Here is a 7,557-nt window from a genome sequence, read left to right as displayed (position 1 = left end):
TTTATATTGTTTTCATTTACTAAAATTAAAAAGGATTGCAGAATGTTGGGAACCCTAAAGGGTTTCCCAACACTCTGGTAAAAAGCATTGGGTATCCAATGCTTTTTTTGTTATATAGCGAATTTGTTAGAAGGTGAGAAGTGGATTACATGGGTTCAAATGTAAAATAATTCAGATATTGTTATAATCGATTGTTTAAAAATATTATGAGATGGACCTTAGTATGTATAAAGTTCGTTCTGTTTGCTACTGTTTTGTTTGATGTTCAGTATTTTATTACTAGATTAGCAAGTGATAAATTCAATAAGTTTTAAAAAGTTATAGGTGTTAGTTTGATTAAAGTATTGCTACAAATATTGACTTTATAAATAGAAGAAACCCAAACAATTTAATCAAAATGTTTGGGTTTTAATTTTAGATTCTTTACATTTTTATAAAAAAGATTGATCGTTTTATGTGGCCTACTTAAATATTTTGTCATTTTTAAAAAAAGTTCATTTATATATTCCTTCAAAATCTTATTTACATGTGTATAAAGGATTTAGTCAATAAAGAAGATTTAAAATGTTATGGTGAGAAAAGGGAATTGTTAAAAAGAGAATATCTATTCGAAGAGTTTGGCAAAATACTGCAAGGATAAAGTATTCTTGTGCAGATATGCAAACGATTTAAACGAATCAATGAAATTTATAATGAGGGAGCAAACAAATATATGAGTGAAACATTACATAAAAGAAAACCACCATATTTAATGCTTGTAATTCTTTTTATTGGGGCCTTTGTTTCATTTCTAAATAACTCGCTTTTAAATGTAGCTTTGCCATCAATAATGAAAGATTTAGACATTCAAGATTATTCAACAATCCAGTGGCTTTCTACAGGATATATGCTTGTTAGTGGTATATTAATTCCGGCATCAGCATTTTTAATAACCCGCTTCTCAAATAGGAGCTTATTTATTACATCCATGGTGATTTTTATTTTTGGTACTGCCTTAGCGGCTGTAGCACCGAACTTTGGCTTATTACTTACTGGTCGGATGGTTCAAGCGGCAGGCTCTTCAGTTATGGGACCTTTGTTAATGAATATTATGCTAGTAAGCTTTCCGAGAGAAAAAAGGGGAACAGCAATGGGGATTTTTGGACTAGTTATGATTACAGCTCCAGCAATTGGACCGACACTATCAGGTTATATTGTAGAGTATTATGACTGGCGTTTGCTTTTTGAAATGATTTTACCGTTAGCAATCATTAGCTTACTATTAGGGATTTGGAAATCTGAAAATGTCATGAAACAAAACAAAAATGCAAAACTTGATTATCTCTCATTATTATTATCTTCTATCGGTTTTGGCGGTTTGTTATATGGGTTCAGTTCTGCAAGCTCAGATGGTTGGACGGATACAGTTGTCGTAACAACTTTAACCATAGGCGCTATTGCCCTAACTGCTTTCATTATCCGTCAATTAAAAATGAATGAACCGTTATTGGATTTACGTGTTTACAAGTACCCAATGTTTGCACTTGCATCTGTAATTGCAATTGTCAACGCGGTGGCCATGTTTTCAGGTATGATTTTAACACCAGCTTATGTACAAAACGTCCGTGGCATTTCGCCGCTGAACTCCGGGCTGATGATGCTTCCGGGTGCGGTAATAATGGGGGTTATGTCACCAATTACAGGTAAACTATTTGATAAATATGGCCCTCGGATTCTTGGCATAGTAGGACTTTCCATTACAGCTGTTTCAACTTATATGCTGGCAAACCTGCAACTCGACTCTAGTCACACGCATATTATTCTTATTTACACACTGCGGATGTTTGGGATGGCGATGGTGATGATGCCGCTTATGACAAATGGTCTTAATCAATTGCCAACTCGCTTAAATCCGCACGGTACAGCTGTTAATAATACAGCTCAACAAGTGTCAGGTTCGATTGGTACTGCTATTCTTGTTACGATTATGAATTCTGTAACAACAACAAAAGCTGAAAGTTTAATGTCTGATGTAGATCCAACAACCTTCACAGAAGCTACGAAGGCAATGTTAACGCAGAAGGCTTTATTATCCGGAATTCAGCATTCATTCTATGTAGCGCTTGGCATGAATGTTGTAGCACTACTATTAGTTTTTTTCGTTAAACGTGTAGATACAAGTGCGGAAGCTGTCGAGAGGTTAAATCGTTAAAGCAAAAAAACTCTTGATAATGATTCCTATAAGTTTCTTGCTGATTAGTTAGGCTGTGAAGAAATACAATTTTTTGTTGCTAAGGCGTCGGTATTTAAAGTTGGAAAAGAACCAGTGAAATAATTATATATAGTAAAAAGGATCTGATATTCATATCAGATCCTTTCAGATTGAAGACAAACACATTGTTCAATTAAATAATGTGTTTGTTTTTTATCTATTTCTCTATCCTTCTCAACCTTTTTATTCGGTGTTTTTTTATTTTTACTCAATATTTTCTACATGTAAACACTTAGTTTCACAGTAATAGCCTTTGCCACCAACATAAACTTTTTCTATTTCATTCTTGCTATTGGTTGCTAATTTAACTAATATTTCGGAAGGCGAGTGTAAAGAATAACCTTGTTCAAATACATAGACTTCTTTTTGTAAGTAGTGCTGTTCATAAAGGTAGCAAGCTAATGCACCGTTTGAAGTTCCAGTCGCTGCTTCTTCATTGATATCGTATAGTGGAGCAAAGTTTCTGCATATAATTCGATTGTCATTAAAAGTATATAGATGCATCCCGACAACATTATAATACTTGCTGATTTTTTTAATTTTTTCAAAATTAGGTTGCATTGTATGTAATTGTGTTTCGCTTTTTATAGGAATTAAAATATCTTTTAAGCCCGTGGAGACAATTTGAATTGGGTATTTATTGTCTATATCTTTAATGTCAAAGCAGTCGATAAACTCATTTGGAGATATAACATCATAGAATATCGGTTCGTTTTGTTCCATGAATATGATGTCCTCTTTTATGGTAATAGTAAGAACACCGCTGTTCGTTTCAATCGTATAGCGATTCTTGAAAAGTTTATTTAAATGCATCAGTATCGTGAAAGAGCCAATTGTGGCATGCCCACATAAATCAACTTCTTCTTTTGGTGTAAAATACTCAATTTTATAATCAGCAATTTCAGATTCTGATATAAATGCGGTTTCCGCATAGCCCAGTTGTTTGGCTATTGCCATTTTTTGAGTAGTGGTCAATGTATTCTCCATAAATACCACTCCTGCTTTATTTCCGCCTTTATGATCCTTGCTAAATGCACTTGCAACATAAACAGATATTTTCATAAGACACCTTCCTCACTTATAGTAAATTGTAACATGGAAAGCACTACGTATAAATGTTGTTGGATAAATTTACTATAAAGCAAGAGACAAACTATTTTTTAGCATCGGAACTCTCTGGAAATAGTTTCACTAGTCAAACATTACTTACTTATCGTATTTGTTTGACTGGACATTAAAAACTATGGGCTTTCCAAATACTACAATCTTAAGCTCATCAACTTCTTTGTTTTGGGTGTTCGCTTTTCTTAGCTTGACGGATATGTAGTGCAACTGTAGCTGTAAAATAAAGTGTGATCAAAATATGTGGGGAGTTTTTAGATTATCTTTTAACACCAACATCATAATGCTCCAATTATAATAATTCGCTTCATTGTAAGTTAGTATTTTTTTCTGCAAATTATAAATCTAATGTCAACAAACAACTTAGATTACCAACCTTATAAGCAATATCATAATCATGAATAGTTAGGGAAAAGATAAAGTAAGGTAATCAATTACATATCTTTATCCCAGGCGATTGCTTGCTATCTTCTCTTTATTGAATGGGGTATTTTATCCCGCTATTTGCCGGGCAGTAAGACCCCCACCTCAAAATTCAGCGGAAGCAAAGAAGTTAGGTAGGGGTCCTGCTGCCCGTAAAAGCCCGATTGGTGAGGGCTGATTAAAGTTTCACTTTATTTTATGCTTTTTGAAAGGGTGTTTTTAATGGATAAAAAAGTATCTGCCATTCCTCAGCCGAAAACATATGGACCGCTGGGGAATCTCCCATTAATCGACAAAGATAAACCGACCTTATCTTTTATCAAGATAGCGGAAGAGTATGGTCCTATTTTTCAAATTCAAACTTTAAGTGATACCATCATTGTCGTTTCTGGACATGAACTGGTAGCAGAAGTCTGTGACGAAACACGGTTCGATAAAAGTATAGATGGTGCTTTAGCAAAAGTTCGCGCCTTTGCTGGGGACGGGTTATTTACAAGTGAGACTGACGAGCCTAACTGGAAAAAAGCTCATAATATTTTGATGCCTACATTCAGCCAACGGGCAATGAAAGATTACCATGCCATGATGGTCGATATTGCTGTACAACTCGTTCAAAAATGGGCAAGACTGAATCCGAATGAAAACGTAGATGTTCCGGAGGATATGACCCGTCTTACATTGGATACAATTGGTCTATGTGGTTTTAATTACCGATTTAATAGCTTTTATCGTGAGACCTCTCATCCTTTTATCACTAGCATGAGCCGTGCTCTAGATGAAGCGATGCACCAATTACAGCGACTGGATATAGAAGACAAACTCATGTGGAGAACGAAACGTCAATTTCAGCATGATATCCAATCCATGTTTTCTTTAGTAGATAATATTATTGCTGAACGTAAAAGTAATGGAAATCAAGAAGAAAATGATTTACTTGCCCGTATGTTAAATGTGCAGGATCCGGAAACTGGTGAAAAATTAGATGATGAAAATATTCGTTTTCAAATTATCACTTTTTTAATAGCTGGGCATGAGACAACAAGTGGATTGTTATCTTTTGCAATCTATTTTTTATTAAAGAATCCGGATAAGTTGAAAAAAGCCTATGAAGAAGTAGATCGGGTATTGACAGATCCTACTCCAACATATCAACAAATTATGAAACTTAAGTACATACGGATGATTTTAAATGAATCGCTACGTCTATGGCCTACTGCTCCAGCATTCAGTCTCTATGCAAAAGAAGATACAGTAATTGGTGGGAAATATCCAATTAAGAAAGGAGAAGATCGTATTTCTGTTCTTATTCCACAGCTACATAGGGATAAAGACGCATGGGGAGACAATGTGGAAGAATTCCAACCTGAACGATTTGAAGAGCCGGATAAGGTTCCTCATCATGCTTATAAGCCATTTGGAAATGGTCAACGAGCATGTATCGGTATGCAGTTTGCACTTCATGAAGCCACTCTCGTAATGGGAATGCTTCTTCAACATTTTGAATTAATCGATTATCAAAACTATCAGCTGGACGTAAAACAAACATTAACGCTAAAGCCCGGTGATTTTAAAATTAGGATTCTACCCCGAAATCAAACTATCAGTCATACTACTGTTCTTGCGCCTACAGAGGAGAAACTGAAAAACCATGAAATCGAACAGCAAGTTCAGAAGACTCCTTCTATTATTGGAGCTGATAATCTTTCGCTGCTTGTTCTGTATGGCTCGGATACAGGGGTAGCAGAAGGTATTGCAAGAGAACTAGCAGATACAGCTAGTTTAGAAGGTGTTCAAACGGAAGTGGTAGCTCTTAACGAGCGAATTGGAAGTCTGCCAAAAGAAGGAGCAGTTCTTATTGTAACTTCATCTTATAATGGAAAGCCACCAAGTAATGCAGGGCAGTTTGTGCAGTGGTTGGAGGAATTAAAACCGGATGAGCTAAAAGGTGTTCAATACGCAGTTTTTGGTTGTGGAGATCACAATTGGGCTAGTACTTATCAGCGGATTCCAAGATACATTGATGAGCAAATGGCTCAAAAAGGAGCAACGAGATTCTCTAAACGCGGAGAAGCGGATGCAAGTGGTGATTTCGAGGAACAGCTCGAGCAATGGAAACAAAGCATGTGGTCTGATGCGATGAAGGCATTTGGATTGGAACTTAACAAAAACATGGAGAAAGAACGCAGTACATTAAGTTTACAATTTGTCAGTCGTCTTGGAGGATCTCCTCTTGCGCGAACATATGAAGCAGTTTATGCTTCTGTATTAGAAAATCGTGAACTCCAATCATCCAGCAGTGATAGAAGCACGCGACATATCGAGATCTCCTTGCCAGAAGGCGCTACGTATCAAGAAGGAGACCACCTTGGAGTGCTGCCAATTAATAGCGAGAAAAATGTTAACCGAATTTTAAAACGCTTTGGATTAAATGGGAAGGATCAAGTCATACTGAGCGCAAGTGGGCGCAGTGTAAATCACATACCTTTAGACAGTCCTGTTAGTTTGTTTGACCTTATTAGTTATAGTGTCGAAGTGCAAGAAGCAGCCACTCGAGCACAAATACGAGAAATGGTGACATTCACAGCATGCCCTCCTCATAAAAAGGAATTGGAATCATTATTGGAAGAAGGAGTTTATCATGAAAGAATATTAAAGAAACGTATTTCAATGTTGGATCTGCTTGAAAAGTATGAGGCTTGTGAAATCCGATTTGAACGATTTTTAGAACTTCTTCCTGCGCTCAAACCGCGTTACTATTCTATTTCAAGCTCGCCACTCGTTGCACAGGATCGTCTGAGCATTACGGTTGGTGTTGTTAATGCACCTGCATGGAGTGGGGAAGGGACATATGAAGGCGTCGCTTCTAATTATTTAGCTCAGCGTCATAATAAAGATGAAATTATCTGTTTCATTCGAACGCCACAATCAAACTTTCAATTGCCTGAAAATCCAGAAACACCAATTATCATGGTGGGACCAGGTACTGGAATTGCACCATTCCGTGGATTCTTGCAAGCGCGTCGTGTTCAAAAGCAAAAAGGTATTAACTTAGGACAAGCGCATCTATATTTTGGTTGTCGTCATCCTGAAAAAGATTATCTTTATCGTACAGAACTAGAAAATGATGAAAGAGATGGATTAATCTCTTTACACACAGCTTTTTCTCGTCTAGAGGGAGAGCCAAAAACATATGTACAGCATTTAATAAAACAAGATAGAATCAATTTAATTTCGTTATTAGATAATGGAGCTCATCTTTATATATGTGGTGATGGAAGTAAAATGGCTCCGGATGTAGAAGATACCCTTTGTCAAGCATATGAAGAAATTCATGAAGTTAGTGAACAAGAAGCAAGGAATTGGTTGGATCATTTGCAACATGAAGGACGATACGGGAAAGATGTTTGGACTGGAATATAAATGATCCTTAATTAGATAAGTAATCTGTAACGAATGAACTTTTTTCGACTAAATGTTACTTTACAAAATAAACGTATGGATAAAAATCCCGTATTTTTTATGGAATACGGGATTTTTCTATTTTTTAATAAGCTGGACTGATATTGTAGAAAAAGAAAAAATCTCATATGAAACTAAATTAGAGTGTTACACATAGAGTAGGGCCGTTCTATTAAAAAACTAAGTTTGATTAAATAAATGCGATAAAATCTTGTCAAAAATAATGAAATTTCAGGAAAAATAAGGTACACTAGTCAATGGTTTTGGTTTAAAATCGATTGACGTTAATGTCTATGGGGGAA

Annotated in this window: 3 protein-coding genes; 2 read left to right on the top strand and 1 reads right to left on the bottom strand. The window is 35.9% G+C overall.

The genetic code is table 11. The features are described from left to right. Positions 1 to 712: 712 nt before the first annotated feature. Positions 713 to 2,191: an MDR family MFS transporter gene (locus tag DPQ31_RS15560; RefSeq protein WP_208730622.1), complete on the top strand. Its 1,479-nt coding sequence runs from the start codon at positions 713 to 715 to the stop codon at positions 2,189 to 2,191. Positions 2,192 to 2,455: 264 nt separating this feature from the next. Here DPQ31_RS15560 and DPQ31_RS15555 read toward each other — a convergent pair whose 3' ends face one another. Further along, complete coding sequence (locus tag DPQ31_RS15555) at positions 2,456 to 3,313, bottom strand: PhzF family phenazine biosynthesis protein (RefSeq protein ID WP_000704338.1); 858 nt, start codon at positions 3,311 to 3,313, stop codon at positions 2,456 to 2,458. 705 nt (positions 3,314 to 4,018) lie between these two features. Here DPQ31_RS15555 and cypD point away from each other — a divergent pair. After that, positions 4,019 to 7,216, top strand: coding sequence for a bifunctional P-450/NADPH--P450 reductase (gene cypD / locus DPQ31_RS15550; protein ID WP_208730621.1), 3,198 nt, complete (start codon positions 4,019 to 4,021; stop codon positions 7,214 to 7,216). The last annotated feature ends 341 nt before the right edge of the window (positions 7,217 to 7,557 follow it).

Origin of the sequence: Bacillus sp. COPE52 (assembly GCF_003355115.1) — a bacterium.
In the GTDB taxonomy this organism is placed as follows: domain Bacteria; phylum Bacillota; class Bacilli; order Bacillales; family Bacillaceae_G; genus Bacillus_A; species Bacillus_A toyonensis.
Note: the sequence above shows the minus strand (reverse complement) of the source record. Positions and strands in the feature narration are given on the sequence as shown.

Coding starts and splice junctions, on each gene's coding strand:
- DPQ31_RS15560 (WP_208730622.1), top strand. CDS start 713: ATGAGTGAAACATTACATAAAAGAAAACCACCATATTTAATGCTTGTA.
- DPQ31_RS15555 (WP_000704338.1), bottom strand. CDS start 3,313: ATGAAAATATCTGTTTATGTTGCAAGTGCATTTAGCAAGGATCATAAA.
- cypD (WP_208730621.1), top strand. CDS start 4,019: ATGGATAAAAAAGTATCTGCCATTCCTCAGCCGAAAACATATGGACCG.